Here is a 26093-nt window from a genome sequence, read left to right as displayed (position 1 = left end):
ACCGAAGTATCTAATTGGATTATCATCAACGAGTGCCCACACAGATTGATAGGTCTATATTGTTAAAGAGCAACTCTTCTTTGTGATTAACATCACTTCGGAAGAGGCGGCCATTCTAGCGAGATAATCTATTGTGTCAAACACTTTTTTTAAATTATTTCGTTTTTCTTTTCAGCCTTATCAACTTCGCTTAAACCCTTGTGAGCCCTTGCCCTGTCGACGAGGAGGCATTATAGAGATCGCGCTCACATTGGCAAGCGTTATTTTTCAAAAATTGCAAAAATAATGGTTAAGCGATGAGTTTTCGATCAAAGCTTTATTTATTCAACTTTACCCCAAGAACTCGCACAACTTACCCACAGAGTTATTCTATAAAGCGTGTTTTTCAAGTGCTGTAAATGAAGAAAGCTGCAATAAAGCAGCTTTCTTTATTTACTCTAAACTCGATTTAAAGGTCATTATGGTTATATGCCGGACCCATCTTGTTCTGAACCATCATCTTCATGTAAACCACACTCTCGTTTTAAACCAAAGAATCGAGTTTCTTCCTCTGACATTCCCGGCTCCCATTTACGAGTGGTATGTGTATCACCAACTGAAAGGTAACCTTCATCCCACAATGGGTGGTATTTAAGGCCGTGTTGTTCTAAGTAGTAATGGACGTCTTTATTAGTCCAGTCAATTACTGGCAAAAACTTAAACACACCGTTCTGAATTGATAGTATCGGTAAACCTGCTCGTGATTTACTTTGCTCTCGACGCAGTCCAGAAAACCACGTTCCAACATTAAGCTCTTTTAACGCTCGACGCATCGGCTCCACTTTATTGAGCTTGTTGTATTTTTCAATTCCCTCTACGCCCTGCTCCCATAATTTTCCATATCGAGCTTCTTGCCAATTCGCACTTTCTTTGGCTCGATAAACTTTTAAATTTAGGTTGAGAGCATCTGTCAGCTCATCGATAAATCGGTACGTCTCAGCAAATAGGTAACCGGTATCGGTTAGAATGATGGGGATGTCCGCTTTGACTTGAGTCACTAAATGAAGCATAACCGCGGCTTGAATACCAAAACTAGAAGAAACCGCGAACTCGCCTTCTAGATTATCTAAAGCCCACGCTACTCTCTCTTGTGCTGAAAGCTTTTCGAGCTCGACATTAATTTGAGCAAGACGGAGGATTTGCTCCGTCTTTGTTAATGTCAGTAACTCTGTGAGCTCCAGCTTGGATGCTACAGAATCAAGCATGAAAGTCCCTCTTTGATACGAGCACTTCTTGGATAATGCCAGCACGAATAGTGAAATCGCCGAAGGCTTCGCCTTCTTCACGCTCTTTCGACCATCGAGCCACCAGCAGATCAATCTCTTCTAATATTTGCTTATCCGTGATGTTCTCTTTGTACATTTTTGGTACTCGAGTACCAGCACGGTTACCACCTAAATGTAGGTTGTAACGACCTGGCGCTTTACCAACTAAACCAATTTCAGCCAACATGGCACGACCACAACCGTTTGGACACCCAGTTACACGCAAAATGATGTTGTCATTTTCTGGTAGGTTGTGCTTTTCCAAAATCCCCTCCACATCAGTAACAAACTGAGGAAGGAAACGCTCTGCCTCTGCCATCGCTAGCGGACACGTTGGAAAGGCAACACACGCCATTGAGTTTTTGCGCTGCTCACTGATATTGTCATCCATCAAGCCATGTTCACGAGCGATCTTTTCGATCTTCGCTTTTTCGCTTTTAGGTACCCCCGCAACAATTAAGTTCTGGTTGGCAGTCATACGGAAATCGCCTTTATGGATTTTGGCAATTTCAGCAACACCCGTTTTAAGTGGTTTACCTGGGAAGTCCAGCAGACGACCATTTTCGATGAAAAGTGCTAAGTGATGTTTACCATCAATTCCTTCTACCCAACCAATACGGTCACCACGTTCCGTGAACTCATATGGACGACTTTGCTCAAACTTAACACCAGCACGTTTCTCGACTTCCGCTTTAAAGACATCGCTACCTACACGATCCAATGTGTATTTGGTTTTTGCGTTCTTACGGTTTGAACGGTTACCCCAGTCGCGCTGAGTTGTGACAACCGCAGCCGCCACATCAAGTGTTTTTTCTAGTGGGATGAAACCGAAATCGTCAGCGCGGCGTGGGTAGGTTGACGTATCGCCATGCGTCATCGCTAAGCCGCCGCCGACCAGGACGTTAAAACCAACCAGCTTGCCGTTATCTGCAATCGCTACGAAGTTGAGATCGTTAGCGTGTACATCTACGTCATTTTGCGGTGGGATCACCACTGTGGTTTTAAACTTACGCGGTAAATAGTTTTTACCCAGAATAGGTTCATCTTCTTCAGTGCTTTCTACTTTCTCACCGTCCAGCCAAATCTCAGCGTAAGCACGTGTTTTTGGAAGCAGGTGTTCACTGATCTTCTTCGCCCATTCATAAGCTTCTTGATGAAGTTCTGATTCGACCGGGTTAGTGGTACACAACACGTTTCGGTTTACATCACCCGCGGTTGCAATCGAATCAATGCCAATACTGTTGAGCGTTTGATGCATCAACTTAATATTCGGTTTCAATACTCCATGAAACTGGAACGTTTGGCGCGTCGTTAGACGAATACTTCCATATAAAGAGTGCTCCGTTGCGAACTTGTCGATCGCTAACCATTGCGTTGGCGTGATGATGCCTCCAGGCATGCGAGCACGAAGCATCACATTATGTAATGGTTCCAGTTTTTGCTTTGTGCGTTCATTACGGATATCACGATCGTCTTGTTGATACATACCGTGGAAACGAATTAACTGGAAGTTGTCGGCAGTAAAGCCACCAGTAATACGGTCCTGTAAATCTTGCTCAATGGTGCCACGTAATAAGTTACTTTCTCGCTTCAGGCGCTCGTTATCAGATAGCGGCCCTAACTCTTCACCTAATACAACCTGCTTATTATTGTCCGTAGAAAAAGTCATTAGTACACATCCCTCTGATAACGTTTCGCTTTACGTAGGTCATTAATAAATTGTTCCGCATCGTCACGCGGCATCTTGCCTTCTTGTTCAGCAACGATAACCAGTGCGTCGTGCACATCTTTTGCCATACGAGTGGCATCACCGCAGACATAGATATAAGCGCCTTCTTGGATCCACTGCCACACTTGAGCTGCGTTTTCTAAGATGCGATGTTGTACGTAAACTTTTTCTACTTGGTCACGACTAAAAGCAACATCCAATCGGCTTAGTACTCCTGACTTGAGGTACTTTTGCCATTCAACTTGGTATAAGAAGTCTTGAGTGAAAGTACGATCACCAAAGAACAACCAGTTTTTGCCTTCAGCATCGAGGTTTTCACGTTCCTGAATAAAGCTACGGAATGGTGCGATCCCTGTGCCTGGACCAACCATGATAATTGGAGTGCTATCATCTTCCGGCAGTTTAAAGTTGTTGTTATGCTCAACAAATACTTTAACTTCATCTCCCTCTTCGAGACGCTGTGCTAAGAAGCTCGACGCACCACCATATCGTTTTTCGTCGTTTTGTTCGTACTCAACCAAAGCAACCGTTAGGTGTACTTCTTCATCGACCTCTTCTTGGCTTGATGCAATAGAGTAAAGGCGAGGAGTAAGACGACGAAGCAAACTAATCAACTCATCTGCGGTTAACTTGGTTTTCTTCTCTGCCAATACATCAACAATTTGAGTATTTGCAGAGTACTCGCGAAGTTTATCTTTATCGTCAACCAGCTTTTGTAGCTTCTTGCTACCGGATAACTCGGCAAACTTTGTAATGAGCTGAGGGTTAGATGTTGTGATTTCATATTTACTCACGAGAGCACTATGGATTGACAAGCTTTCACCATCAACATCAACGGTTTCAACCCCAGACAAACCGACCTTACCAAGAATGGCATTAGCAAGTTCTGAACTATTTTCAAACCACACACCTAGCGCATCACCAGGCTGATACGTTAACCCCGAACCTTCCAAGTCAATTTCTATATGACGAACATCCTTTCCAGAATCACGACCCGTGATTTTTTGACTGGTCAGTAACGTCGCTGTGTATGGGTTTTGTTTATTGTAAGGAGAGTGCGCGGTCGCCGCCTGACCCACTGGAAGTTGAACCACATCCGCTTCAGTGCCAGAAGAAAGCGTATCTTTTACCTTACCTAACGCATTCTTACGCCATTCAGCTGCTGGTGCTTCATAATCCACATCGCAATCAAGACGATCGATAAATGGGGTCGCGCCTAACTTTGATAGGTAAGCGTCGAAGTCTTTACCGGTTTGGCAGAAGAATTCGTAGCTCGAGTCACCCAGAGCAATAACGCCATATTGAAGGTTTGACAGCTTAGGAGCTTTCTTAGATTGCAAAAACTCGTGTAGCTCTATAGCGTTATCTGGTGCTTCGCCTTCGCCATTCGTCGATGCCACAATAATGACATGTGTTTCTTTGGCTAAGTTTTTACCTTTGTAATCACTTGCATCAAAAAGTTCGACAGCAATTCCTTCTGCTTTTGCTTCCTGTTCTAGAGCTTCAGCAACGCCTTTAGCGTTGCCAGTTTGGGAAGCAAAAATAATACTCAACTTACCTGCAGGCTTCGCTGATACGGCTGCCGTCGCTTGTGCAATTGGCGTTACCGCTGTATTTGGTTGATTTTGAGCTAATCCCCAAAAATACCCACTGACCCAAGCAAGTTGCTGTGAAGACAACTCAGAGACAGTTTGTTGGAGTGAGCTAATTTGTTGGTCATTCAGAGGGCTTGCGATTGGAGGATTTCCTCCTTGCCCATTATTATCTTCAGACACATTCTTGTGAGAATACTCATTCTTTTGAAAAGACATTATCACGACATCCCTATTCATTGCGTGACGATAGAGTACCCACTCTCCTTAATAACAAGAAAGAATAGAAGTGAATGTTTTATAACTTTTTGGAAGTAAGAACGGCTTACTTTTTGCTCATCGATCTTCAATGCGGACTTGTTGAAAGCCTACTGCCATTGCCGATTTTGACGCTGCATCCAAATCTTCATAAAGACATTCTTCACCATGACTGTCCGTCAGAAAAACAAAACCACCGCGCGCATGTCTGAACTCCACAACCCAACCACCCTCTTGGATTGCAGGTTCAATAATCGCTTCGACAAGCTGGTTTTCACGGAATAGATGTCTTAGTTCGTTTATTGTCATCGCTATCCCTGCTTTAACTTTCACATTGCTCCTAGGTAAGCATGGTCTAAGTCAGCAAAATAGGCAGAAAATTCGATTGGATATAATGAAGTGATATAAAAAAACGCCGCTTATAAAGCGACGTTTTAAAAAATCGAGTATCTAATCTGGCTGCATTTAGAATGCGTATTCTGCACTCACAAAAAAGCCGTTAGCAAAAATAAACTCTTTCCCTAGATCCGACATGAATTTCTCGGACTCCAAATCAATCACGCGGTAACCACCACGAAAAGCCAGTTGAGCTTTTTCGAGCGGTACATGGTATTGAACACCGGCCATGAAATCAGTGCTTTTGATACCTTTGTTGTCACCAAAGTTTATCTCACCAATCACATCAAAATTTGTGTCCGGAACTTGAATCTCTGCGTAACCGTACCAAGCCCAAATCAGCTCATCAAACTCTTCTATACGCTTGTTTGAGCCAGCATCAATGTATTTAGTGTCACTTAAATTACTGAATGTAACACCCGCATCAAAATGCAATAAATCATGCTCCAGAACTTGGTAGTACATGGTGAAATCGAGCTTATCGAACCCCATGTAATCCGCATCAATGCTCGAGTAACGAAAACGCGCATTAGGAACGTATTTCACATCATGCTCAATCGCCGCGTAAAATGCGCCTGTTGTGCTGCTATCTCGTCTTACTTCATTTACTTTAGTGTCAGCAGCCCAGATCTCTGCGCCGACTTTCGTCGATACAGAATATTCTGCAAAAACAGGAAAAGATACTGCCAACGATAATGCTGTTAAAGCGATGGTCGCTTTATTTGTCATGTAGTGTGTACTCCGAGATAGCTGATGTTCACGTTGAAGACGTGAGAGGAAATATACCATACTCTCACGTCTCTCTATCAACTAAATCATGTCACTCGTTATTTATAGCGGGGCTGGGCAACGTAATTCTTGAAGAACCAAACACCCAATGCAATCACGATTAACCATGGCAATAGTTTGAGTACCGCTCCGACCATTCCTAGTAAAAACATCACAACTAACGCGATACCGGTTGCTGCGAATACGGTCATCATTGTGATACCGGTAACCAATAGGGTCGCCGCAAAGACTAAAATAAAGATTAGCTCCAACATAATCACTTCTCCATTTGTTTTTAATAAACACAGCAGTTTCCATACCAACTTGCCAAGATGACGATAACACATTGATTTTATTCAAAAATAAAGCCAGAGGCATTTCTGCGCTCTGGCTTTATCATTCTTTAGTTGGCAATTTTAGCCAACCACTGGTGAATTTTACACATTCAATTCTTTTGGAATCTTCGCTAACGCGTCTTGCAGCACTTCTAAACCAGAACCCGGCTTGTGCGCATTTTCACTGATATGACGACGCCATTGACGAGCACCTGGCATGCTTTGGAATAAACCTAACATATGACGGGTAATATGACCAAGGTACGCACCTTTCGCTAATTGCGCTTCAATGTATGGGTACATTTCTTCAACAATTTCGCTGCGTTTCTTCACTGGAGCATTAGAGCCAAATAACTCTTGATCTACCGATGCCAGTAGATATGGGCTTTGGTAAGCCTCACGACCAATCATCACACCGTCAAGATGCTGAAGATGTACTTTTGCTTCTTCTAATGATTTCACGCCACCGTTAATCGCAATGGTTAAGTGAGAAAAATCTTGCTTCAATTGGTAAGCTCGTGGGTAATCCAATGGTGGGATCTCGCGGTTTTCTTTTGGGCTTAAACCACTTAACCAAGCTTTACGAGCATGGATAGTGAACTGCTCACAGCCACCCTTTTCTGAAACAATAGAAATGAAATCCGTTAGGAACTCGTAAGAATCTTGATCATCAATACCAATACGAGTCTTGACTGTCACAGGAATATCAACCACGTCCTTCATTGCAGCGACACAATCCGCAACCAACTGTGGTTCCGCCATTAGGCAAGCACCAAAGCGACCGTTTTGTACACGGTCAGACGGGCAACCCACATTGAGGTTAACCTCATCATAGCCACGCTCTTGAGCCAGTTTGGCACACTTTGCCAAGTCTTCTGGGTTTGAACCACCCAACTGAAGGGCCAACGGATGCTCTTCTTCGTTGTAAGCTAGGAAATCTCCTTTTCCATGAATGATCGCACCTGTCGTCACCATTTCAGTGTACAGCAGGGTTTCTTTGGTCATTAAGCGATGGAAGTAGCGACAATGACGATCGGTCCAGTCGAGCATTGGTGCTACGGAGAGCCTGCAAGAATGAGTCATGATATAAACACCCGTTTTTATGTTGCCAAGGTCGAGCGCAGCAGTACGCTCAAAAAATAAGTCGGGTATTGTATACCCAAGCACCTCTAGGTGCTAGTTTCAGCGAGAATGATTTGGTTGGCTGGCTAGCCAAATGCTTAAGAATATGCAGCAGTAATACGAATTCGTCACTCGTTGATTCATTCTGTGATGACTATTCCGACTTCACACCACCACCGACTTGCTTTAATTCATGATTTTCGTTCTGATAGTGGGTAAAATGAAGCATTTCTAAACGAACTTCGTATAGAAATGATTTATCATAGAGCACGTCCGATAGTTATGGTGAAAGGTTTGAACCCAACAATCATTGAACAAATTGAAAGTATCTGCGCAGAGCGTGGAGTACGATTGACTCCGCAACGCCGACGCGTATTTGAACTCATTTGTTCTAATCGCCGCGCCTCAAGTGCGTATGAGCTATTGGAGCAACTAAAAGAGAGTGAGCCTCAGGCTAAGCCTCCCACTGTTTATCGAGCATTAGATTTTCTCCTAGAGCAAGGCTTCATCCACCGAGTGGAATCGACAAATAGCTTTATTACTTGTTGTTCTTTCAATACTCAGCAGCACTTTTTCCAATTACTAATTTGCGATAAATGTGGTGATGTCGTTGAACTCGAAGATGAGACGCTGATATCCTTGTTAGCCGAAAACGCCGAGAAGCATGGATTCAAACTGACCAACCAAGTTATTGAAACTCATGGTGAATGCCAGGCCTGTTCCTCCGAGACGAAAGAAAAAGTATAGAAGAACGTTATGCGCGCTGAATTTGTAAACCCGTTTTTAGCTTCTTTAATGAACGTGCTAAAAACCATGGCTTCTCTTGAGCTGAAGCCACAAAAACCGCGAATCAAAAAAGATGAGATCGCACGAGGTGACGTTTCTGGTCTGATTGGCATGGTAGGTCCACAAACTCGTGGTTCAATGTCGATTACCTTTGATGAAGCGCTAGCTCTAGAAATCATGCAGAACATGCTTGGTGAGCGTCCAAATGGACTCAATGAAGAGGTCACCGATATGGTGGGTGAGATCACCAACATGGTTACTGGTGGTGCGAAACGCATTCTGGCGGAAAGTGGTTTTGATTTTGATATGGCAACACCGGTAGTGGTTTCTGGCCGAGGCCATACCATTCGCCACAAATGTGAGGGCTCAATCATCATCATGCCTTTCTCTTCCCAGTGGGGAAATGCCTTTATCGAAATTTGCTTCGAATAAAAGAGAAAAAATAGGTTGGCACTGGCCAACCTATTTTGTTTTTGCCTCAGGCAATAAAAAAGGTCAGCATTTGCTGACCTTTTCTTTATCTATTCAAACCAAACATTAAGCTTTGAACGCTTTAAATGCGTTGATTAGACCATTTGTTGAGCTGTCATGCGAGCTGATTTGAGACTCGTCTGCAAGCTCAGGTAGGATTTGGTTAGCCAGTTGTTTACCTAGCTCCACGCCCCATTGGTCAAAGCTGAAGATGTTCCAGATAACACCTTGTACGAAGATTTTGTGTTCGTACATTGCGATCAAGTTACCTAGCGTACGAGGCGTGATTTGCTTCACTAGAATAGAGTTTGTTGGACGGTTACCTTCAAACACTTTGAATGGCGCAATCGCTGCCACTTCTTCAGCATTCTTACCTACTTTCACCAACTCTTCTTTCACGGTTTCTTCATTTTTACCAAACGCTAGAGCTTCAGTTTGCGCGAAGAAGTTAGACATCAGTTTTTGGTGATGATCGCTAGCTGGGTTGTGGCTGATTGCAGGTGCAATGAAGTCACATGGGATCAACTTAGTGCCTTGGTGAATTAGCTGGTAGAACGCGTGCTGACCGTTGGTACCTGGTTCCCCCCAAATAATAGGGCCCGTTTGGTAATTCACGGCATTGCCTTCACGGTCAACGTATTTACCGTTTGATTCCATGTTACCTTGTTGGAAGTACGCCGCGAAACGGTGCATGTACTGATCGTAAGGTAAGATAGCTTCTGATTCCGCACCGTGGAAGTTGTTGTACCAAATACCGATAAGCGCAAGGATCACAGGGATGTTGCTTTCTAGGTCTGTTGATACGAAGTGCTTGTCCATCTCGTGAGCACCTTCAAGCAGCTCAACGAAGTTGTCGTAACCTACCGCTAATGCGATTGATAAACCGATTGCAGACCATAGTGAGTAACGGCCACCAACCCAGTCCCAGAATTCGAACATGTTCGCGGTATCGATACCGAATTCAGACACGGCTGTCGCGTTCGTTGAAAGCGCAGCAAAGTGCTTAGCCACGTGCGCTTGATCACCCGCAGACTCTAGGAACCAATCACGAGCAGTGTGCGCGTTAGTCATGGTTTCTTGCGTTGTGAACGTCTTAGACGCGATCAAGAATAGCGTCGTTTCTGGGTTAACTTTCTTCAACGTTTCAACGATGTGAGTACCATCAACGTTAGATACGAAGTGAAGGTTTAGATGATTTTTGTATGGTGCTAAAGCTTCCGTCACCATGTAAGGACCAAGGTCAGAACCACCGATACCGATGTTCACGATATCTGTAATTGCTTTACCTGTGTAACCTTTCCACTCACCGCCGATAACGCGTTCAGTGAATGATTTCATTTTTTCTAGAACCGCGTTCACTGCTGGCATTACGTCTTCGCCGTCTACCATTACTGGTGTATTCGCGCGGTTACGTAGTGCAGTGTGAAGAACAGCGCGACCTTCTGTTTGGTTGATCGCTTCGCCACTGAACATCGCTTCAATTGCAGATTTCAGCTCAGTCTCGTTCGCAAGAGCGAACAGGTGCTTCAGAGTTTCCTCATTGATGAGGTTCTTTGAGTAATCGACTAGGATGTCTGAGCCGAAACGTGCAGAGTATTTGTCGAAACGCGCTGCGTCTTGAGCAAATAACTCTTTAAGATCCATATCTTGTGCAGATTCGAAATGCGCAGTTAGCGCTTTCCAAGCTTGTGTTTGCGTTGGATTGATATTTTTCAACATGGTCTTTATCCCGATGTTACAGTAGGTTCCATTCCTTACAGTCTAGCGAAAACTGTGGAATCCCCGATTTAGCAAATAGAATATTAATTAGATGTTTGGGCGAATTGCCACAAAACAAGTCTTTGTAATTTTTTTTCAGGTGCCAATTATGACTGAGAGATTTTACACTCACATTGAGTTAGGTCACGTTCCCTGCCCTGAAAATGAACAATTCATTTACGATGACAAGAATCATATCACTTACTAATGACAGGCTCTAATTGGAATAGGATAGACGCCAATTTATAAATTTCCAAAGGAACACGTATGTGGGCACAAAAAACACGGCAATTAAAAGCGAGAAGCCGCGGTTTTCACCTAATAACTGATGAAATTGAACAACAATTACCACAAATAAACGAGCTTTCAGTAGGTTTATTACACCTATTTATTCAACATACCTCCGCCAGTTTGACCTTAAATGAGAATGCTGATCCAACCGTGCGTATGGATATGGAAGCGCACTTCAATAAGTTTGTGCCAGAGCGTGCTCCTTATTATCAGCATACCTATGAAGGTGATGACGACATGCCAGCACACATTAAAGCATCCCTACTTGGCAGTAGTGTGACGATACCAATCCAAAATGGTCGATTAGCTTTAGGAACATGGCAGGGCATTTACTTGGGTGAGCACCGAGACTTTGGCGGCGGCCGCCGCGTTATTGCTACGATTAACGGTGAGTAGATAAAACAAAGGCTAACCTTAGGTTAGCCTTTCGCTGTTTATTTTGAGTACTCCATCTCGACGCGAGGCGTTAGCTTAGTCACGAGTTCATACGCAATGGTACCAATGTGACCCGCCACTTCTTCTACTGGGAGCTCTTTCCCCCAAAGAATCGCTTCGTCGCTGACTTTATCCGTTGCATCTGGTCCCAAATCGACCGTCAGCATATCCATAGAGACTCGACCTGCGATAGGTACTTTACGACCATTTACCCAAACCGGAGTGCCGTTCGGGGCACTTCTTGGGTAACCGTCGCCATACCCTACTGCGATGACACCGACTTTTGTATCTCGCTCACTGGTCCACATACCGCCGTAGCCAACACTTTCGCCCTTCTTAACTTCACGTACCGCAATAAGATGGGATTTAAGTGTCATCACGGGTTGATACCCCAGATCTTGTGCGGTCTTGTCATCAAATGGCGATACACCATACATGATGATGCCCGGACGAACCCAATCCAAATGGCTTTGAGGCCATGCCAACAACCCCGCAGATGCCGCAAGTGAACGCTCCCCCTGACAACCAGAGGTCAACGACTTAAACAACTCAATCTGTTGGGGAGTAATATGGCTATCCAGCTCATCTGCACAACCAAAGTGACTCATGTAACGTAACGGCTTGGCTACGTTTGGACACTCTTTCAACCGCGTGACAAACTCATCATATTGCTCAGGGCGAACGCCAAGACGGTGCATCCCACTGTCAATCTTAAGCCACACGACAACCGGAGTTTCAAGGTCGGCTTGCTCCAAAGCGATAAGCTGCTCTTCACAATGCACCACGGTTTGGATGTTGTTCGTCACAAGAACAGGTAAGTCACCTGGAGAGTAAAAACCTTCTAGCAATAGAATTGGCTTTACCACGCCACAAGCGCGCAGTTGCAACGCTTCTTCAATGCGCGCAACACCAAAGGCATCCGCATGGTTGGCATGTTTTGCAACGTGACGTAATCCGTGACCATAACCATTGGCCTTCACTACAGCCATCACTTTACTTTGGGGCGCTTGCGCTTTCACGCGCTGTAAGTTGTGCTGCAACGCAGACAAATCAATGCACGCCTTGGCCGCTTTCATATAGCTCATGGTGTTACTCATCATCAATATCGAATGCAGGACCCGCGTAGTTGTCAAAGCGCGAGTGTTGACCTTGGAAGGTGAGACGTACAGAGCCGATAGGGCCGTTACGTTGCTTACCAATGATGATTTCTGCCGTGCCTTTGTACGGGCTATCTGGGTGATACACCTCGTCACGGTAGATGAACATGATCAAGTCGGCATCCTGCTCGATAGAGCCCGACTCACGCAAGTCCGAGTTTACTGGGCGTTTATCTGAACGTTGCTCTAGGGAACGGTTAAGCTGAGACAGCGCCACGACGGGCACATTCAGCTCTTTTGCCAGCGCTTTCAGAGAGCGCGATATCTCCGCAATTTCCAGCGTACGGTTATCAGAGAGTGCAGGCACGCGCATAAGCTGAAGGTAGTCGACCATGATCATCGACAGACCGCCATGTTCACGTGCGATACGGCGAGCGCGTGAACGCACTTCGGTCGGAGTTAGACCGGAACTGTCATCAATGTACATGTTTTTCTTCTGCATCAAGATACCCATAGTAGAAGAAATACGCGCCCAGTCTTCGTCATCCAACTGACCCGTACGGATCTTGGTTTGGTCAACGCGAGACAAAGAGGCCAACATACGCATCATCAACTGCTCGGCCGGCATCTCTAGCGAGAAAATAAGCACAGGTTTCTCTTGTTGCATGGCCGCATTTTCACACAAGTTCATCGCAAAGGTCGTTTTACCCATCGATGGACGCGCCGCGACAATCACCAAATCAGAACCTTGCAAACCTGCGGTTTTCTTATTGAGGTCAGTGAAACCTGTGTCGACACCCGTTACACCATCTTGCGGTGTTTTATACAACAACTCGATACGTTCTAACGTCTTTTCGAGGATGTTGTCGACGTTTTGTGGCCCTTCGTTTTCACTGGTTCGTGACTCAGCGATGGCGAAAACTTTGCTCTCCGCCATATCAATCAGATCTTCCGAACTTCGACCTTGAGGATCGTAACCCGCATCCGCAATCTCATTCGCGACACCGATCAAACCACGGACAATCGCACGTTCGGCAACAATATCAGCGTACGCATTAATGTTAGCGGCGCTTGGCGTGTTTTTCGCCAAATCTGCAAGGTAAGCAAAACCGCCCACATCTTCTAATTGCTCGTGACGCTCCAGGTATTCCGATAAAGTAATAAGATCGAGAGGCTTGCCCGCTTCAAGAATGGTTTTTACACCTTCAAAAATTAGGCGATGCGGACGACTATAGAAATCACTGCTTACAACACGTTCGGCAACTGTGTCCCAACGTTCATTGTCCAGTAAAAGACCACCAATTACTGATTGCTCGGCTTCTAGTGAGTGAGGTGGCACTTTGATTGCGTCGACCTGACTGTCTGAAGGTTTGCGATTTCTGTTTTCCGCCATGACTTTGCTCGATAACTACTATTGACCCACGATTATAACCTTAACCTAACTGAGATGCTTCCCCGAAGCGACAATTACTTGTTAAGAAATCAACATGCGAACCGCACAAGTAATAGCCTGGTTCTTCCGCCCAGCTCTAATAAAAATTAACCTACCATTGACCCAACAAAATATCTGTATCAGTATCATGCCCCTCCTTTTTAAATACGTTCGAGGTTGATGTGTCCCGATACTGGTTACTTAGCTTTAGCTTACTATGCGCTAGTGCATCGTATGCTGACGAATCAGTACAGCCAGAGCAAAATATTGATGTGCCCGACCCATTAAAAACCGAGGTGGAGTTCGGCTATCAAGCTCACACAGGTAACACGGACTCTCGTTCCCTGAATGCTCGTTTGAGTGCTGAATATACGTCAGGTCGACACCGTTCTAATGGTGAATGGAAGTACTACAACTTGTACAAAGACGGTGAAGAAGACAAACGCTCATCCACCTACGCCCTACAGAGTGACTACAAGTTAGGTCCTAAAACGTATTTGTATGGCAGCTTTAAAGGGGTGGATTCTCGTTACAGTGCCTATTTTAAAGACTACACCTTATCAGGTGGTTTGGGTTACCAGTTTTCCTACACTGAAAACTTCATTTTAGAGGTAGAAGTCGGTCCTGGTTTTCGTTATCAAGAACCAAATTTAGATGAGATAGATGATGACGACATTGTCTTTCCCGATATCGTTCGAGAAGGCATTTTTCGAGGGAATATCAATACGACTTGGCACGCACTAGATAATCTGAGTTTCGCGGCTGATATTACGTTGGTAACAGGTAAAAGTAATACACGGGCCGATAGTGAGCTCAGCGTGACCAATGATATTACTGAAGATATCGCACTAAAGCTGGCACACTCTCGTCAGTATCACGATAAAGTGCCTGAAGGCTTAAGCAAAGCGGATAGCGTATTTTCCGTTAATTTACTCTTCGCTTTTTAACCCGTTTTTTTCCCCAGTTTTAGAAATAAAAAAAGCACCTCCGAAGAGGTGCTTTTTAGTATTTCGTCTTGATACTGAATTACTCAGCAGCAACAACTTGTAGGTTCACAGTTGCGAAAACTTCAGAGTGAAGTTGAACGCTGATCTCGAACTCACCAGTTGTACGTAGAGCACCTTCAGGAAGGCGAACTTCGCTCTTAGCAACTTCAACGCCTGCAGCTGTGATAGCGTCAGCGATGTCACGAGTACCGATAGAACCGAATAGTTTGCCTTCGTCACCAGCTTTAGAAGCGATAACTACAGCTTCTAGAGCGTTAACTTTCTCTGCGCGAGCTTCTGCAGCAGCTAGTTGCTCAGCAACTTTAGCTTCTAGTTCAGCACGACGAGCTTCAAACATTTCAACGTTAGCTTTAGTTGCCATAACTGCTTTACCTTGTGGGATAAGGAAGTTACGAGCGTAGCCAGATTTAACGTTTGCAGTATCGCCAAGACCACCTAGGTTACCAATTTTATCAAGTAGAATAACTTGCATTGCTTAATCCTCTTTCTTAATAAAATGAACCGATTACTGATGCTTGTCAGTGTACGGTAGTAGAGCTAGGTAGCGTGAACGCTTGATAGCACGTGCTAGTTGACGCTGGTACTTAGCGCTTGTACCAGTGATACGGCTAGGTACGATTTTACCAGCTTCAGTGATGTAGTTTTTAAGAGTTGCTACGTCTTTGTAATCAATCTCTTGTACGCCTTCTGCAGTGAAACGGCAGAATTTACGACGACGGAAGAAACGAGCCATGGGCTATCTCCTGATCTTAAATTTGAGTAATGTTGTCGGCGTGTAACACTAATTTTCCCACGCCATTTCGGCCGGTTTGATAAGTGACAAAACCACTTACCTTAATGTTACTGCCTTGAACTAAATTCTGAGTTAGTGCTTGTGACCCAAGCCCGCTGACGACTACCGGCATACGACAATAAACTTGTCGAGGTAAGTCAGCTTCGATAATAGTAGAGCGATGCTCCAGCCAAAACCGACAGTGTTCAATGCCACCAGGGCTTTTACTACGAATGGGCGGTTTGGCTATGGTGCCGCTCAGCTCCATTCGATTGGCCATAAGAAAACTTACTCAGCAGCTTCTGACTTAGCTTCAGGCTTAGCTTCAGAACGCTCTTCACGACGTGGAGCACGCTCTTCTTTTTGCTTAAGCATGATAGATTGCTCAGTGATCGCTGCTTTAGTACGCATGATCATGTTACGTAGAACTGCATCGTTGAAACGGAAAGCAGTTTCTAGCTCATCAATTACAGCTTGGTCAGCTTCAACGTTCATAAGAACGTAGTGAGCTTTGTGAAGCTTGTTGATTGGGTAAGCCAGTTGACGACGGCCCCAGTCTTCTAGACGGTGGATTTTACCGCCAGCTTCAGTGATTGAACCAGTGTAACGCTCGATCATGCCAGCAACTTGCTCGCTTTGATCTGGGTGCACCATGAATACGATTTCGTAATGACGCATTGGTTGCTCCTTACGGATTATTCAGCTTCCACAAATGGCTCAGTCGTCCAGAGGAAGCAAGGAACTAAAGATAATTGACTGAGTTTAAGGAGCACGAATAGTACAGAAAGGGCGCAAAATAGGCAAGTGATTATTTGCTCAACGCAGGGGATATTTTATTTCATCCAACGCTAGAAATAACAAAGGCTGCCAATAAAGTGACAGCCTTTAAAATCAGGGCATTATCGCGCGTATATCGGGACTTATTTTACTTCAGCCAGTTCCGTGCGCATTTGGTCGATCACTTGTTTGTAATCTGGCTGACCGAAAATCGCCGAGCCTGCAACAAACATGTCTGCGCCCGCTTCTGCGATTTCACGAATGTTGTCAACCTTCACACCGCCATCAATTTCTAAACGGATATCGCGACCAGACTCATCGATCATCTTACGAACTGCACGCAGCTTATCTAGTGTGTGAGGAATGAATGATTGACCACCAAAGCCAGGATTAACCGACATCAGTAGAATCATGTCGACTTTGTCCATGATGAACTCAAGGCTCGCAAGTGGCGTTGCTGGGTTTAGTACCACACCAGCCTGACAGCCGTGCTCTTTAATTAACTGCAGTGTACGGTCTACATGATCAGAAGCTTCCACATGGAATGTAATCATCGACGCACCCGCTTTTGCGAAATCAGGAATAATGCGGTCAACCGGTTTCACCATTAGGTGAACATCGATTGGTGCTGTGATGCCGTAATCGCGTAGTGCTTTACACACAGGTGCACCAAAAGTCAGGTTTGGTACATAGTGGTTATCCATAACGTCGAAATGCACCACATCCGCACCCGCTGCGAGTACTTTCTCAACATCTTCACCGAGACGAGCAAAATCTGCCGATAAAATGGATGGAGCAATAAGAAAATCTTTCATACCTGACCTCAGTAGTAATGAGCAAACAATCTGCGCGCAATTCTACCGAAGCCAGTGGGGAGATCCACTATTTAGATTTAATAGTGTGAGAACTAAGAGCTTGGTTTATCCATCTCAGGGGCATGAAAAAGCGCAAGCAGCTCATCGACTTTATTACGACCGCTGCCATTGCGGCTAATGGTGCGCTTTACTTTTACTACATTGAGATCCGCACCGTGATACAACCGACGCGTCAGCGTAGTGTCGTGGTTAGAAATCAGAACCGGAATACCACGCTCAGTCGCCGTTCTTTCAGCAATGTCGGCTAATGCAGCCTGATCATCCAACGTGAAACCATTACCTGCGTATGAGGTGAAATTTGCCGTGTTTGAAAGCGGTGCATAAGGAGGATCGCAATACACCACACTCCCCTTACGTGCTCGACGAAAAGTTTCTGGATAACCTTCACAAACGAACGTGGCTTTCTTGGCTTTTTCGGCAAAAAACTCCAATTCCGCCTCTGGGAAGTAAGGCTTTTTATATGAACCGAACGGAACGTTAAAACCGCCTTTTTTGTTGTAACGGCATAAACCATTAAAACCAAAGCGGTTCATGTACAAAAACGCTAAAGAGCGGTACATCACGTCATCGGTTTTATTAAACTCAGCGCGAATGTGTAAGTAGGCTTCTTTACGGTTATTCTCGGCAACAAACCAACGCTTCGCTTCAGAGATGTACTCTTCCGGGCGCTCTTTTAGTAGGTTGTACAGATTGATCAAATCTGGATTGATATCTGCCAGTAGGTAATGGTCATAGTCGGTATTCAGAAACACTGAGCCCGCACCAACAAAAGGTTCAACTAGCTTTCGAGCCGGTGGTAAATGACGTTGGATGTCTTCAACCAGTCCGTATTTTCCTCCTGCCCATTTAAGAAAGGCTCGTTGCTTTTTCATCTACTGCTCTATCTATCGACCAAAAATTAAGGCTGCGGAATGTAACATATTTTTCAGCGAAGCTCAGGTTTATTTCACGCGATCAATTTCGCGATGAACCTGACGGAGTGATTTTGCCCAAGGACTCACCGACTTAACCGAATCAGGCAAGCTTGCAACGGCATCGCGAGCCATTTGAATTGTCGGATAGTCTTGGTATGTGATGATATACCACTCGGTGTCATTGCGAACGGTAGGATAAATTCGTACTTGATCATTCAGCTGATGCTCATCGAGGAAGGCTTGTACATCGTCCATTGACGTCATAGCAGCAAGCTGCAGTGTATAGGCTCTTGGTGATAGTGCTTTTAATTCTTCGCGAGCAAATGAAAACTTAACCACAGACAGCTTCGCACCGTCTTCTTCTGGCTGAGCAGAAGTTTGCGTCATACCTTGATTTGGTTTTACGACTTTTATTAGGGGTGAGCTGGTTTCATCAGTGGCGTCTTGATTCTCAACGCCCACGACATCATCAATCGCTTTTGTGTCTGCTGAATCAGCTTTACCTTCAAGCAATGCATCGACCACATTCGACTCAATCACCACTCTCTGTTGATTGTCATCACTGCCAACGCTCGCCACTTCTTCCGTTACTGCTGGCGGTAATGAATCAGAATCATCAATCTCGCCAGAGCCATCAAGGCCACTGCTAGTGTCATCAGTCACAGATTGTAGTGAAGACTGCGCAGCACTGATTCCTGACTCTTCAAAAGTTGGAATAGCCGTTTGCTCTAAACTACCAGCAATTTGCTGCGCTTTATCATCAGGGCTTGGTTGATTATACATCCACCAATAGCCACCAGCAGCAAGCAACAGTAATGCTAATACCACTAACGCAATATTCAGCGGTGAACCGACAATCGAGCGGATAATGATCCTTTTTTCCACTTTCATCTCTCCTAACGCCATGATGTCACCCGGTACTGGGTCAACTTTTTTAAATGCATCTCGAACCCGCTTCTCCGCCTCATCATCAACATAGCGCGCAACAAGTGATTCAAAGAAACGACGGGCTTCCACTTCGGACAACATATCAATATCAAGCTCAACAGGCTTTATCTCTTGTCCGTAACTGAGACGTGACAGCAATCCTTCTAAGCGCCCAGACTGCGTAAATAATAAGACATTGATGGTCCAATTCGGCTTATGATGCGCCTCTAAAACCAGCATCCAAAGCTCAGAAACGAGCGTCTCACTTAATAAATGCGCATCATCAACCACAATCGCGATATCACAAGGCTCATCACCCAATAGTCTTTCGAGGCTATCAAGTAAAGGCTCTTGCTGATTAAACAATGCGTCCGAAACTAGTTGACTCAAAATAAGGATGCGGCGCTGCACATCATCTTGATTAGAATGACAAAGTAACAAACATTGATTCTTGTTACTGGCACCCACTTCAAGGTATCGCTGCGCTAACCAAGATTTTCCATAACCATCATGACCATTAATCGCAATGAAATTGGAACCAAAATTAGTCAGCAATCCTAACCTATCAAGCAACTCGATTTGAGAACCTAATTCCAGAACGTGAGCAACACTCATCTAATAACCTTAATACACTACAAGAATGACGCCCAAAGGCGCCATTACAAGGTTAAATATCGCGACCGAAGTCTATCGCCTGTTTGAGTACGTCTTGTGTCGTATCAGCAATGACCTCGGCACTACCAATGCCTGTAGGTAGAACTAATCTTAATTGACCAGAGAGGACTTTTTTATCTCGCATCATATGTTTGAGGAAGTCATCGAAGCTCATACTTTCTGGAGTATGAACAGGCAGTTTGGCACGACGCAAAATCGCAACAATACGCTCAAATTGCTCTGCTGAGATAAGACCGCGCAGATGCGAAGTTTTGGCCGCCATAACCGTGCCAGCAGAAACCGCTTCACCATGCAGCCAATTGCCGTAGCCAAGCTCAGCTTCAATCGCATGACCAAAGGTGTGACCTAAGTTGAGCAGAGCGCGGATGCCCGATTCTTTCTCATCCTGAGCCACCACTTCCGCTTTTATTTCACAGCAACGTGCAATGGCATAAGTTAGCGCTTCTTCATCCAACGCGTACAAGCGTTCAAGGTTTTCTTCCAACCATACAAAAAAGTCTGCATCGTAAATGATGCCGTACTTAATGACTTCTGCGATACCTGCTGCGAATTCACGCTCAGGCAACGTCGATAAACAGTTGGTATCGATGATCACGGCTTTAGGTTGGTAAAACGCACCTATCATGTTCTTACCCAACGGATGGTTAACCGCGGTTTTTCCACCCACCGAAGAATCCACTTGAGATAGTAATGTCGTTGGTATTTGAATAAAGTCGACCCCACGCTGGTAACAGGCAGAAGCAAAACCCACAAGGTCGCCAATAACGCCACCACCTAACGCGATGATCACAACATCACGAGCGTAATTCCCCTCGAGGAGGAAGTTCATCACTTGGTTAAACACATCCAAGTTTTTGTACTGTTCGCCGTCAGGCAATTCTAACAAGGATGCACTACAACCGAGCTGCTCGAGTTGCTTTAAAATTTTGTCAGCATACAAAGGCGCCACTGTGACATTACTGATCACAACAACTTTTTGTTTTGCATTTTTGTTTGAGAGAACTTGAGAGAGGTACGCCGGGTCCTCAAATAACCCGGCGCCAATAGAGATTGGGTAGCTACGCTCAGCTAGGTTGACCGTAATCCGTTCCATCGGTTTGCTCCAATTAAAAAAAAGATAAAAACTTATCTCTCTTCTAGCATTTTTACGATCTGGTTGGCTACCACTTTTGCACTCTGATCGTCAGTGCGAACAGTGTAATCCGCTACTTCTTCATACAGAGGATTACGTTCTTCAGCTAATTGCTCCAATACTTCGCGAGGGTTGTCCGTTTGAAGTAGAGGACGCTTCTTGTCACGGTTTGTGCGCGCAAGTTGCTTTTCAATCGTCGTTTCTAAGTAAACAACAACACCACGTGCCGAAAGACGATTACGGTTTTCTTTGCTCTTAACAGAGCCACCGCCAGTCGCAAGCACGATGCCTTGCTCTTGTGTTAGGTCTTCAAGTACCGCTTCTTCACGCTTGCGGAAGCCTTCTTCACCTTCTACATCAAAAACCCAAGAGATGTCTGCACCAGTGCGTTCTTCGATCACTGTATCGGAGTCAACAAACTCCATATGCAGTTGCTGTGCTAGATGTCTACCAATTGTACTTTTGCCGGCGCCCATTGGGCCAACAAGGAAAATATTACGTTTCTCAGCCATGTTTAGCAGTAATTTACAACATTGATTCAATAAGATCGCCACAAGAAAACACAGCTAAATCGCTGTTCTACAAGGCTTGTGGCACCAGTTCCTCACAGATAATTCGTGATAAGACCCGAAATTATCCAAGCATGGTGCCACTATTGCAACTTTATTTTTGATTTAATCAGTTTTTCACGAGGTAGAACTACTGAATCACCACCTTAGGGGTGACGAAAATTAACAGCTCACTTTTGCCAACATTTTCATAACTTCGACGGAAAAGCGCACCTAATAGTGGCAGATCGCCTAACAAAGGCACTTTGTCCACCGAGTTAGTAATGCTGTGCTGGAAAATACCACCAAGAACGACGGTTTCACCGTTATTTACTAACACTTGCGTCCCGATACGCTGAGTATCAATCGCAACGGCTTCACCAGTACCTGTTTTCACGACTTGTCCAGGTCTATCTTGCGTAACGCTTAAGTCCAACACAAGACGGTTATCCGGTGTAATTTGTGGCGTCACCTTCAAACTCAATACTGCTTTTTTGAACGTTACCGTCGTAGCACCACTTGATGAGGACTCTAGATAAGGTATCTCGGTACCTTGCTCAATATAGGCAGGCTTCTTATTAGTAGTGATCAAACGTGGGCTTGAGATAATCTCAGCTTTGGACTCTTGTTGCAGCGCAGAAAGCTCGAGGTCTAACAAGGTGTCTGAGCCTAATTTTGCAACCTGAAAAGCAATGCTGGTCGCGTTTGGACTGGTTGCAGCTAAGTTTACGTTTAGGAAGTCATCGATACCTACTCCATCACCGTCACCACCGTCTTCTCCTTCACCACCACCGTTATATAAACCGATCGTGGCAAGGTTGTTTTCGATAGAGCCACCAACCGTGTTATTGCCATTAATAGAGGTAAAGCCCCAGCGAATTCCCAACTCGTCCATGTTGCCTTCATTAATGGTCACAATACGCGCTTCAATTTGAACCTGCTTCACCGGGATATCCAAAGATTCAATAATTTCTCGAATCACTTCAATGTTTTCAGGTAGCTCACGAATCAATAACGAGTTAGTCCGCTCATCAATGGTCATACTGCCTCGCTCAGACAACATACTGATGTTCCCCTCTCCGTTGATCATTTCTGCAATATCTGATGCTTTGGCGAAGTTTACCTTGATAATTTCAGACGAGAGCTCTCCCATCGTTTGTTCTAGCTGCTGCTTTTCGAGTTGCTGTTTTTCGCGCAGATCAAGCTCATCTGTTGGAGCAACCAGAATCACGTTGCCATCAACACGCTTATCTAACCCCTTAACTTGCAAAATAATATCCAACACTTGCTGCCACGGAACACCATCAAGACGAAGTGTGAGGTTACCTTCTACGGAGTCTGAGACAACCAAGTTGAACTGGTTGTAGTCAGCAATCAGCTGTAACACGTTACGTACAGGAATATCTTGGAAGTTAATTGAAATGAGCTTGCCTTCTTTTTCTAGAATGCTTTTATCCGGGGCTTTCTCATTGGGTTTGATCTTAGCCACTTTGATTTCCAAGAATCGCCCCGTTAAACGGTAATCATGCGTATATTCTTCATTAATGTGCGCAACCAAGCGCGTAGTTGAGGTATCGCGAAACACCTCTACACTTTCAACCACAGTCGAGAAATCTTTTACGTCTAGGAGATACAGTTGCTCGTCTTTTACCGAAGTATTAAGCAAATCGATACTTAACCCTTCCTGTACGCGTTTGACATCAACAATCGCGGCAGGTGACGCCAGTTCAACGACAATAACGGCGTCTTTATCTTTATTAGTGCGAAAATCGATACTCTTTAAGGCATTAGACGATACTTCTTCTGCTGCCACTAAAGGGGCTAAAAATACAAACAACCATAAGGAGAAGAGCCCAGTTAGTATCCTTGGTGTACGTGTTAATCCTTGTCTCATTTTCATTACTCAATATCAAAAATAAATGGGGCTATCTCAAAGCCAACTTAACTTTACGCTTCTGCCAACACCCTAAGCCGTCGGGCAACGTTTCATTAATTAACAAATAGGAATGGCTGACATGGGTCACTTTGCCATTGTTGCGTCCGAGGTATTGCCCCGGCTTCACTTTATAAACGGTGCCGTTGGGTGCCTGAACGAGACCAGAAACCGTATTACCCATGCCCATAACTCCTTTCAAACGCAATTGGCTTAATGGGAATTTTTCTAATTTGCCAGTGCGCCCTCTTGAAGGCGGTTGCCAGCAATCTTTTCTTGCAACGGGCTGAGTGGCGATCGTGGCTTCTTTTGGTAACTCAAAGGGCGCACGCTGTACTTCAGGTGCGTACGTGACGGCAACATACTTATCTGCAGGCTTAAGTTTCTCGACATCTCGACGCGCCTTACTCTCCACCCCTCGAATAAAATCCGTTAATGACTCATCATTCGCCTGACATCCAAGTAGCAGAGACCCCATCAGTACCAGTAACAAATGCTTACTTGTCATTGTTCGTCTCCTCTGGCTTAAACTGATAGGTATTGGCTCGTACCCTAAAGTGCAGAGTTTCACTTTCTTGGCTGACACGCTGCCAAGTCACATCTTTAAACGTGATGATTCGAGGTAGCGTTGCTATCGCCTGAGAAAAATGTCCGATGTCATGAAAATCTCCCGTTAACTCAATGTTTAAAGGAAGACGATAGAGGAAATGCTCTGATTGCTTTTCACCCCAGTCGATACGGGTAAAGGTCAACTTATTGTCGATACCGAGTTCATTCACCGAAGCGAGCATCGTAGCCAACTCTTTTTGCGCGGGCAGTTGTTGTAGCAATAACTCGTAACGCGTGGTGAGTTCATCCAATTGAGATTGAAGCTGAGGCAATGCAGCTACTTTGTTCGCTTTGATCTTCAGTGCTACCTTGAGCGTCTGCTCCTGCTGGACCAAGTTATTCAATTGCTCTTCTTTTGGCTTAAGGTAAAACCAATAGCCAAAACCTTGAATGAGGAAAATCAGCAGCGCGATAACCACAAGCTGAGGCAACAATGGCCACTCTGCCATTTCATCTATTTCGAGATCCTGCCAATCAACCATGCTGGGCCTCCGCTTTCTTCTCCGGCACTTTGAACATGAAAGACACTTTGAACGTTTGGAACTCTTTTCCAAAACGCGCTTTTCCGTGAACGATGGAGTGCATTTCTACATCATTCAACTTGGCCGAACGCTCCATGTTGTCCAGCATCGTGGCAAGTTTTGGTGTGCTATCAGAGATCCCTGAGATCTCAATTTCCAGATCATTCATTTTGATCTTGTCGACATATACACCTTCAGGAATGACGGCTGGCATCAAGTTCATAAACTCGGTCGTTTTGTTTCTACCGTTTTGTAACCCTTCAACCACTTTTAAACGTTCGAGGATTTTGCTGTGCTCTTGCTCGGCGATTTTCATTGCTTCAATACGCTGGTCGAGCTCAGCAATGTAGTGAGTAAGGTAATCAAGCCGCTCCTGCTGCTGATCTTGTTGGTACTCAAAAAACTTTCCAATACCCCATTGAATACCAATGGCAACCAACATGCCTAACGCGACCAAGCTAATGAAACGACGTCGGTGCTCTTCTCTTTGGTTCTCTCTCCAAGGAAGTAAATTAATGCGATAAAGCACGCGCACCTCCTAGCCAATGAATGCCACAAATCGCGAGTCCTGCGGCTGTAGAGAAATGCTGCCAATCCGCGGCACGACGTTTACGTTTGGACACCTTCATCTCAAATAGCCCTAGCGGGTTTAGCAATTCACACTCTAGTGACAGTTGCTGAGATAACTCTTCCGCGAGCATTGGTGTCGAAGCTCCTTCCCCTGATAACCAGATACCTTTGATATTTTGCGAGCCATTAATTGAAGTGTAGAGCTGCATCTGACGTTTCACCCGTTCCACGATTTGGCGATTAAACAGCTCTGTTTTCTCCTGAGCATCATCGGACATCAAATCATCTTGAACAGGGCTGTTTGCTCCTCGAGTGCCGCAAGCAAACTCTTTGTGAAACAGCTCACCTTGTTCGGTAAACATGGTAAAGGAGCTCGATGAGGTGCCAATATCGAGTAAGCAGTACTTATTTTTGTCAGGAAAGCGATCGGCGGTGAGCTTCCAGATATGACCAAGACTTTGTGAATGCACGTCCACTAAAACGGGTTTTAGTCCGGATTTTTGTAATGCATCCACGCGACTATCGACCACATCTTTTCTTGTCGCAAACACTTGATAGTTATCAGTCCCACGCAACCCATCTTCGGCACGAAGACGGACGAAGTCTAAACTCAGCTCTTCGACAGGGAATGGCGATTGATGAGAAAATGCCTGAATCACAGCAAACTCAACTTCGCTATCTTCAAGGTTTTGTTCTATTTGCAGTTTTTTACTGATCACCGAATTATCAGGCACTGAAATTGCGACCTTTTTAGCACCAAAAGGCAGTTCTTTTTTAATCAGCTTTAGGGTCTTTACAATTTCTTGATGATTTATAGTGTTATTTTCAGCGACAATACCTTCCTTTAGTAATATTTCTTTGTAACCCAACAGAGCGTAATTGTTGCCTGTGGGTTTAAGTACTACGGCTTTGAGGCTGTTATGGCCTATATCGATGCCGGTAACGATTAGCTTATCCATCTCTTACTCTCGCTCCGAAATTTCTTCGTGCAAAGGTTGTTATTAGCACCCAAATAAGAGTTAATATCTCTATGTGCTAAATTTTTGACCTAAGAGTACA

Annotated in this window: 28 protein-coding genes; 4 read left to right on the top strand and 24 right to left on the bottom strand. The window is 44.8% G+C overall.

Going from position 1 to position 26093, the window contains the following annotated elements; translation table 11 throughout:
* Positions 1 to 464: 464 nt before the first annotated feature.
* From NB463_RS16005 to dusA, 7 genes are all read right to left on the bottom strand, one after another.
* Positions 465 to 1244, bottom strand: a complete 780-nt coding sequence (locus NB463_RS16005) for a phosphoadenylyl-sulfate reductase (RefSeq protein ID WP_047009932.1) — start codon at positions 1242 to 1244, stop codon at positions 465 to 467.
* Positions 1237 to 2973, bottom strand: coding sequence for an assimilatory sulfite reductase (NADPH) hemoprotein subunit (cysI, locus tag NB463_RS16000; RefSeq protein ID WP_047009933.1), 1737 nt, complete (start codon positions 2971 to 2973; stop codon positions 1237 to 1239). The genes NB463_RS16005 and cysI overlap by 8 nt, the downstream gene beginning before the upstream one ends.
* Positions 2973 to 4844, bottom strand: coding sequence for an assimilatory sulfite reductase (NADPH) flavoprotein subunit (locus tag NB463_RS15995; RefSeq protein WP_047009934.1), 1872 nt, complete (start codon positions 4842 to 4844; stop codon positions 2973 to 2975). Before NB463_RS15995 ends, cysI begins: the two co-directional genes overlap by 1 nt.
* A gap of 117 nt (positions 4845 to 4961) precedes the next feature.
* Positions 4962 to 5192 carry a hypothetical protein gene (locus NB463_RS15990; RefSeq protein WP_005455817.1) on the bottom strand — a complete coding sequence of 77 codons (231 nt, stop codon included), beginning with the start codon at positions 5190 to 5192 and terminating at the stop codon, positions 4962 to 4964.
* A 156-nt stretch (positions 5193 to 5348) separates the two neighbouring features.
* Positions 5349 to 6008, bottom strand: a complete 660-nt coding sequence (locus tag NB463_RS15985; RefSeq protein WP_164667082.1) for a TIGR04219 family outer membrane beta-barrel protein — start codon at positions 6006 to 6008, stop codon at positions 5349 to 5351.
* 98 nt (positions 6009 to 6106) lie between these two features.
* The gene (gene pspG / locus NB463_RS15980) at positions 6107 to 6322 is read right to left on the bottom strand and encodes an envelope stress response protein PspG (RefSeq protein ID WP_005398086.1); all 216 of its coding nucleotides are present in this window, start codon (positions 6320 to 6322) and stop codon (positions 6107 to 6109) included.
* A gap of 162 nt (positions 6323 to 6484) precedes the next feature.
* Positions 6485 to 7465, bottom strand: coding sequence for a tRNA dihydrouridine(20/20a) synthase DusA (gene dusA / locus NB463_RS15975; RefSeq protein WP_258431577.1), 981 nt, complete (start codon positions 7463 to 7465; stop codon positions 6485 to 6487).
* 321 nt (positions 7466 to 7786) lie between these two features.
* Between dusA and zur the strand changes: the two genes are divergently transcribed.
* The gene (zur, locus tag NB463_RS15970; protein ID WP_005381268.1) at positions 7787 to 8251 is read left to right on the top strand and encodes a zinc uptake transcriptional repressor Zur; all 465 of its coding nucleotides are present in this window, start codon (positions 7787 to 7789) and stop codon (positions 8249 to 8251) included.
* 9 nt (positions 8252 to 8260) lie between these two features.
* Positions 8261 to 8722, top strand: a complete 462-nt coding sequence (locus NB463_RS15965) for a chemotaxis protein CheX (protein ID WP_005381269.1) — start codon at positions 8261 to 8263, stop codon at positions 8720 to 8722.
* A gap of 105 nt (positions 8723 to 8827) precedes the next feature.
* Here NB463_RS15965 and pgi read toward each other — a convergent pair whose 3' ends face one another.
* Complete coding sequence (gene pgi, locus NB463_RS15960; RefSeq protein ID WP_258431576.1) at positions 8828 to 10480, bottom strand: glucose-6-phosphate isomerase; 1653 nt, start codon at positions 10478 to 10480, stop codon at positions 8828 to 8830.
* 306 nt (positions 10481 to 10786) lie between these two features.
* Between pgi and NB463_RS15955 the strand changes: the two genes are divergently transcribed.
* On the top strand, positions 10787 to 11206 hold the full coding sequence (locus NB463_RS15955) for a secondary thiamine-phosphate synthase enzyme YjbQ (RefSeq protein WP_258431575.1): 420 nt from the start codon (positions 10787 to 10789) through the stop codon (positions 11204 to 11206).
* A gap of 38 nt (positions 11207 to 11244) precedes the next feature.
* Here the strand turns inward: NB463_RS15955 and alr are convergent, their stop codons facing one another.
* Complete coding sequence (gene alr, locus NB463_RS15950) at positions 11245 to 12321, bottom strand: alanine racemase (RefSeq protein ID WP_114324107.1); 1077 nt, start codon at positions 12319 to 12321, stop codon at positions 11245 to 11247.
* Positions 12322 to 12334: 13 nt separating this feature from the next.
* Positions 12335 to 13735 carry a replicative DNA helicase gene (locus NB463_RS15945; protein WP_005395704.1) on the bottom strand — a complete coding sequence of 467 codons (1401 nt, stop codon included), beginning with the start codon at positions 13733 to 13735 and terminating at the stop codon, positions 12335 to 12337.
* A gap of 221 nt (positions 13736 to 13956) precedes the next feature.
* On the opposite strand from NB463_RS15945, the gene NB463_RS15940 reads away from it, so the two are divergent.
* The gene (locus tag NB463_RS15940) at positions 13957 to 14721 is read left to right on the top strand and encodes a DUF481 domain-containing protein (RefSeq protein WP_006743223.1); all 765 of its coding nucleotides are present in this window, start codon (positions 13957 to 13959) and stop codon (positions 14719 to 14721) included.
* A gap of 79 nt (positions 14722 to 14800) precedes the next feature.
* On the opposite strand, the gene rplI is transcribed toward NB463_RS15940, so the two are convergent.
* The 14 genes from rplI to pilM all read right to left on the bottom strand — a co-directional run bounded on the left by rplI (position 14801) and on the right by pilM (position 25993).
* Positions 14801 to 15253, bottom strand: a complete 453-nt coding sequence (gene rplI, locus NB463_RS15935; protein ID WP_005381278.1) for a 50S ribosomal protein L9 — start codon at positions 15251 to 15253, stop codon at positions 14801 to 14803.
* 33 nt (positions 15254 to 15286) lie between these two features.
* Positions 15287 to 15514 carry a 30S ribosomal protein S18 gene (gene rpsR, locus NB463_RS15930; protein WP_000090472.1) on the bottom strand — a complete coding sequence of 76 codons (228 nt, stop codon included), beginning with the start codon at positions 15512 to 15514 and terminating at the stop codon, positions 15287 to 15289.
* 16 nt (positions 15515 to 15530) lie between these two features.
* Positions 15531 to 15833, bottom strand: coding sequence for a primosomal replication protein N (priB, locus tag NB463_RS15925; RefSeq protein ID WP_005381298.1), 303 nt, complete (start codon positions 15831 to 15833; stop codon positions 15531 to 15533).
* Positions 15834 to 15841: 8 nt separating this feature from the next.
* Positions 15842 to 16231 (bottom strand): 30S ribosomal protein S6, encoded by a 390-nt coding sequence (rpsF, locus tag NB463_RS15920; RefSeq protein WP_005381299.1) that lies wholly within the window; start codon positions 16229 to 16231, stop codon positions 15842 to 15844.
* Between the two features lie 242 nt (positions 16232 to 16473).
* Positions 16474 to 17145, bottom strand: coding sequence for a ribulose-phosphate 3-epimerase (gene rpe / locus NB463_RS15915; protein ID WP_005395709.1), 672 nt, complete (start codon positions 17143 to 17145; stop codon positions 16474 to 16476).
* A 92-nt stretch (positions 17146 to 17237) separates the two neighbouring features.
* The gene (locus NB463_RS15910) at positions 17238 to 18077 is read right to left on the bottom strand and encodes a Dam family site-specific DNA-(adenine-N6)-methyltransferase (RefSeq protein ID WP_047009939.1); all 840 of its coding nucleotides are present in this window, start codon (positions 18075 to 18077) and stop codon (positions 17238 to 17240) included.
* 69 nt (positions 18078 to 18146) lie between these two features.
* Complete coding sequence (locus NB463_RS15905) at positions 18147 to 19661, bottom strand: SPOR domain-containing protein (protein WP_258431573.1); 1515 nt, start codon at positions 19659 to 19661, stop codon at positions 18147 to 18149.
* Positions 19662 to 19713: 52 nt separating this feature from the next.
* Positions 19714 to 20814, bottom strand: coding sequence for a 3-dehydroquinate synthase (aroB, locus tag NB463_RS15900; protein WP_046874636.1), 1101 nt, complete (start codon positions 20812 to 20814; stop codon positions 19714 to 19716).
* 32 nt (positions 20815 to 20846) lie between these two features.
* Positions 20847 to 21365, bottom strand: coding sequence for a shikimate kinase AroK (gene aroK / locus NB463_RS15895; RefSeq protein ID WP_005381319.1), 519 nt, complete (start codon positions 21363 to 21365; stop codon positions 20847 to 20849).
* Between the two features lie 187 nt (positions 21366 to 21552).
* Entirely contained in the window at positions 21553 to 23301 is a 1749-nt protein-coding gene (locus NB463_RS15890; protein WP_006742777.1) for a type IV pilus secretin PilQ, read from the bottom strand.
* 25 nt (positions 23302 to 23326) lie between these two features.
* Complete coding sequence (locus NB463_RS15885) at positions 23327 to 23842, bottom strand: pilus assembly protein PilP (RefSeq protein ID WP_258431572.1); 516 nt, start codon at positions 23840 to 23842, stop codon at positions 23327 to 23329.
* Positions 23832 to 24425, bottom strand: a complete 594-nt coding sequence (locus tag NB463_RS15880) for a type 4a pilus biogenesis protein PilO (protein ID WP_012841351.1) — start codon at positions 24423 to 24425, stop codon at positions 23832 to 23834. The genes NB463_RS15885 and NB463_RS15880 overlap by 11 nt, the downstream gene beginning before the upstream one ends.
* The gene (locus NB463_RS15875) at positions 24418 to 24993 is read right to left on the bottom strand and encodes a PilN domain-containing protein (RefSeq protein WP_005395717.1); all 576 of its coding nucleotides are present in this window, start codon (positions 24991 to 24993) and stop codon (positions 24418 to 24420) included. Before NB463_RS15875 ends, NB463_RS15880 begins: the two co-directional genes overlap by 8 nt.
* Complete coding sequence (pilM, locus tag NB463_RS15870; protein ID WP_258516013.1) at positions 24977 to 25993, bottom strand: type IV pilus biogenesis protein PilM; 1017 nt, start codon at positions 25991 to 25993, stop codon at positions 24977 to 24979. The genes NB463_RS15875 and pilM overlap by 17 nt, the downstream gene beginning before the upstream one ends.
* Between the last annotated feature and the right edge of the window lie 100 nt (positions 25994 to 26093).

This window comes from Vibrio sp. RM-41-2B (assembly GCF_024744415.1).
In the GTDB taxonomy this organism is placed as follows: Bacteria; Pseudomonadota; Gammaproteobacteria; order Enterobacterales; family Vibrionaceae; genus Vibrio; species Vibrio diabolicus.
This window is presented reverse-complemented; position numbering and strand designations above follow the sequence as displayed.

Excerpts from the sequence above, each read along its gene's own strand:
- NB463_RS15880 (WP_012841351.1), bottom strand. The coding sequence starts at position 24,425 with ATGGTTGATTGGCAGGATCTCGAAATAGATGAAATGGCAGAGTGGCCA.
- NB463_RS15990 (WP_005455817.1), bottom strand. The coding sequence starts at position 5,192 with ATGACAATAAACGAACTAAGACATCTATTCCGTGAAAACCAGCTTGTC.
- alr (WP_114324107.1), bottom strand. The coding sequence starts at position 12,321 with ATGAAAGCGGCCAAGGCGTGCATTGATTTGTCTGCGTTGCAGCACAAC.
- aroB (WP_046874636.1), bottom strand. The coding sequence starts at position 20,814 with ATGGAACGGATTACGGTCAACCTAGCTGAGCGTAGCTACCCAATCTCT.
- NB463_RS15890 (WP_006742777.1), bottom strand. The coding sequence starts at position 23,301 with ATGAAAATGAGACAAGGATTAACACGTACACCAAGGATACTAACTGGG.
- NB463_RS15955 (WP_258431575.1), top strand. The coding sequence starts at position 10,787 with ATGTGGGCACAAAAAACACGGCAATTAAAAGCGAGAAGCCGCGGTTTT.
- rpsR (WP_000090472.1), bottom strand. The coding sequence starts at position 15,514 with ATGGCTCGTTTCTTCCGTCGTCGTAAATTCTGCCGTTTCACTGCAGAA.
- NB463_RS15885 (WP_258431572.1), bottom strand. The coding sequence starts at position 23,842 with ATGACAAGTAAGCATTTGTTACTGGTACTGATGGGGTCTCTGCTACTT.
- NB463_RS15995 (WP_047009934.1), bottom strand. The coding sequence starts at position 4,844 with ATGTCTTTTCAAAAGAATGAGTATTCTCACAAGAATGTGTCTGAAGAT.
- aroK (WP_005381319.1), bottom strand. The coding sequence starts at position 21,365 with ATGGCTGAGAAACGTAATATTTTCCTTGTTGGCCCAATGGGCGCCGGC.
- priB (WP_005381298.1), bottom strand. The coding sequence starts at position 15,833 with ATGGCCAATCGAATGGAGCTGAGCGGCACCATAGCCAAACCGCCCATT.
- NB463_RS16005 (WP_047009932.1), bottom strand. The coding sequence starts at position 1,244 with ATGCTTGATTCTGTAGCATCCAAGCTGGAGCTCACAGAGTTACTGACA.
- dusA (WP_258431577.1), bottom strand. The coding sequence starts at position 7,465 with ATGACTCATTCTTGCAGGCTCTCCGTAGCACCAATGCTCGACTGGACC.
- rpe (WP_005395709.1), bottom strand. The coding sequence starts at position 17,145 with ATGAAAGATTTTCTTATTGCTCCATCCATTTTATCGGCAGATTTTGCT.
- pspG (WP_005398086.1), bottom strand. The coding sequence starts at position 6,322 with ATGTTGGAGCTAATCTTTATTTTAGTCTTTGCGGCGACCCTATTGGTT.
- NB463_RS15965 (WP_005381269.1), top strand. The coding sequence starts at position 8,261 with ATGCGCGCTGAATTTGTAAACCCGTTTTTAGCTTCTTTAATGAACGTG.
- NB463_RS15910 (WP_047009939.1), bottom strand. The coding sequence starts at position 18,077 with ATGAAAAAGCAACGAGCCTTTCTTAAATGGGCAGGAGGAAAATACGGA.
- pgi (WP_258431576.1), bottom strand. The coding sequence starts at position 10,480 with ATGTTGAAAAATATCAATCCAACGCAAACACAAGCTTGGAAAGCGCTA.
- NB463_RS15945 (WP_005395704.1), bottom strand. The coding sequence starts at position 13,735 with ATGGCGGAAAACAGAAATCGCAAACCTTCAGACAGTCAGGTCGACGCA.
- pilM (WP_258516013.1), bottom strand. The coding sequence starts at position 25,993 with ATGGATAAGCTAATCGTTACCGGCATCGATATAGGCCATAACAGCCTC.
- zur (WP_005381268.1), top strand. The coding sequence starts at position 7,787 with ATGGTGAAAGGTTTGAACCCAACAATCATTGAACAAATTGAAAGTATC.
- rplI (WP_005381278.1), bottom strand. The coding sequence starts at position 15,253 with ATGCAAGTTATTCTACTTGATAAAATTGGTAACCTAGGTGGTCTTGGC.
- NB463_RS15905 (WP_258431573.1), bottom strand. The coding sequence starts at position 19,661 with ATGAGTGTTGCTCACGTTCTGGAATTAGGTTCTCAAATCGAGTTGCTT.
- cysI (WP_047009933.1), bottom strand. The coding sequence starts at position 2,973 with ATGACTTTTTCTACGGACAATAATAAGCAGGTTGTATTAGGTGAAGAG.
- NB463_RS15985 (WP_164667082.1), bottom strand. The coding sequence starts at position 6,008 with ATGACAAATAAAGCGACCATCGCTTTAACAGCATTATCGTTGGCAGTA.
- rpsF (WP_005381299.1), bottom strand. The coding sequence starts at position 16,231 with ATGCGTCATTACGAAATCGTATTCATGGTGCACCCAGATCAAAGCGAG.